The organism is Saccharopolyspora sp. (assembly GCF_017434145.1).
In the GTDB taxonomy this organism is placed as follows: domain Bacteria; phylum Actinomycetota; class Actinomycetes; order Mycobacteriales; family Pseudonocardiaceae; genus Saccharopolyspora_C; species Saccharopolyspora_C galaxeae.
The window spans coordinates 1-1,947 of sequence record NZ_JAFRFW010000813.1 but is presented as its reverse complement, the minus strand read 5'-3'; the positions used below and the strand labels follow the sequence as shown (position 1 = coordinate 1,947).

The window sequence follows — 1,947 nt, the reverse complement described above, 5'->3', positions numbered from 1 at the left end:
CCCGCCCGATCCCAGCGCAGCACCGGGACGGGGCAGCAGCCCGTCCGCCGCCCCAGGAGGTCCGCGGGCCAAGGCAGGCCCACCCGCGGGCGAGCGCGTAGCAAGGAGGTTCGCGGTGTTCGGTCGCCGTCGCGGCGGTGAGCGCCAGGCTCAGGTTCCCGGCACGCCCCAGCGCGCCCGCGGCGCGGGGGCGAAGGGCGCCGGATCGAAGGGCAAGCGCAAGGACCGCAGGCTGCCCGACGAGCAGAGCCTGCCCAGCTACACACCGTCGATCGCCGCCCGCTCCATCGACGGGCACCTGCTGCGCACCGGGCAGGACGTGTTCGCCTGGTACCGGTTGTCCTCGCAGCGCTGGTCGTTCCGCTCGGACTCGCAGCGCCAGGACCTGATCGCGGCGATCGCCGGGCAGTACGCGGAGCTGCAGGGCCGCTGGATGCACCTGCGGGTCACCAGCCGCCCGTACCCGATCCGGATGTGGGCCGAGGCGCACGTGCACAACGCCCGCGGTGCGCTGCCGGACAGCCCGGGTGCGCTGAGCTTCGACGACTACATGGTCGGCGAGCAGCAGCAGCTGATGGGCCGGTCGATGGCCGAGAAGGAGGTCTACCTCGGCGTCCAGGTGCAGACCCGCAACGTGGTGGACCGCGCGGTCGAGCGCGCCGCGCCGCTGCTGCGCAGGGTGTTCCCGGAGGCCGTGGACGCCGAACTCGTCGCCCTGGACAGCGAGATCGAGCACCTGGACCAGGTGATCGGATCCGCCGGGCTGGACGGCCGCCCGGTCACCGCCGAGGAGATGTCCTGGCTGATGCACCGGTCCTGCTCGCTGGGCCTGCCCGCGCCGCGCAACATGCCCGCGGTGCCCGGCGCGGCGTGGGAGCCGGAGGACCTGGCCTCGTTCACCGATGCGGCCGACCTGCACCAGGAGCCGTACGCGCCGACCGCCACGGTGCGCGGCCGCACCGGTTCCAACGCCGGTGTCAGCAGGCACGTCGCGGTGCTGACCGTGGGCCAGACGCACGGCCTGCAGGTCCCGGAGGTCGACGACCCGTGGTTGCAGCACTCCGACCGGCTGCCCGCCCCGGTGGAGTGGTCCGCGCGGATCTACGTGCGCCGCCCGGAGGACGTCGGCGGCGAGCTGCAGCGTCAGATGAACAAGGTGCGTTCGCAGGTTCGCCACTACACCGAGGAACACGGCCTGGAGCCGCCGACCTCGCTGTCCCGCCAGGCGGGCCGGGTGCTGGAGATCGACGACGAGATGACCACCGGTTTCACCGCGCTCGCCACCCGCGTGCGCTCGTGGTGGCGGCTGGCGGTCTCCGGCCCGACCGAGCGCGACGCGCTCAAGCTGGCCCAGCAGATCCTGGACCTGTACAAGCCGAAGGTCGCCATCGAGCACCCCGAGGCGCAGTACGCGATGGCCCGCGAGTTCATCCCGGGCGAGCAGCTGGCCTCCGGCGCCTACCTGCGCCGCGGTTCGGTGGTGTGGGCGGCCGCGGCGGTGCCGCAGGCGACCGCGGAGGTCGGTGACCGGCGCGGCGTGATGCTCGGTGAGACCTGCACCGCGACTCGGCGGCCGGTGGCGTGGGACCCGTGGATGGCGCAGGAGATCCGCGACGCATCCGGGCTCACGGCCATGGTCGCCGGACTCGGTGGCGGCAAGTCGTTCCTCGGCGGCGGACTCGTCTACAAGACGTTGCGCGCCGGGGCGCACTGGACGCTGCTGGACCCGTCCGGGCCGCTGGCGGAACTGTGCAAGTTGCCCGAGCTGCGGCCGTACGCGCGCCCGATCAACCTGCTTAACGCCCAGCCGGGCATCCTCAATCCGTACCGGGTGGTGGCCGAGCCGCAGCTGGATCACTTCGTCGACGAGGAAGATCCCGAGCGCGGCTGGCGGCGCGAACGCGCGCTCGCCGCGGCGACCCGGCGGCGCCTGGAGCTGGACGTGCT

The 1,947-nt window shown here is 73.3% G+C and carries 1 pseudogene; it reads left to right on the top strand.

The features are described from left to right. Positions 1-115: 115 nt before the first annotated feature. Positions 116-1,947: pseudogene (locus IJH84_RS22060) on the top strand (ATPase); the annotation flags it as partial.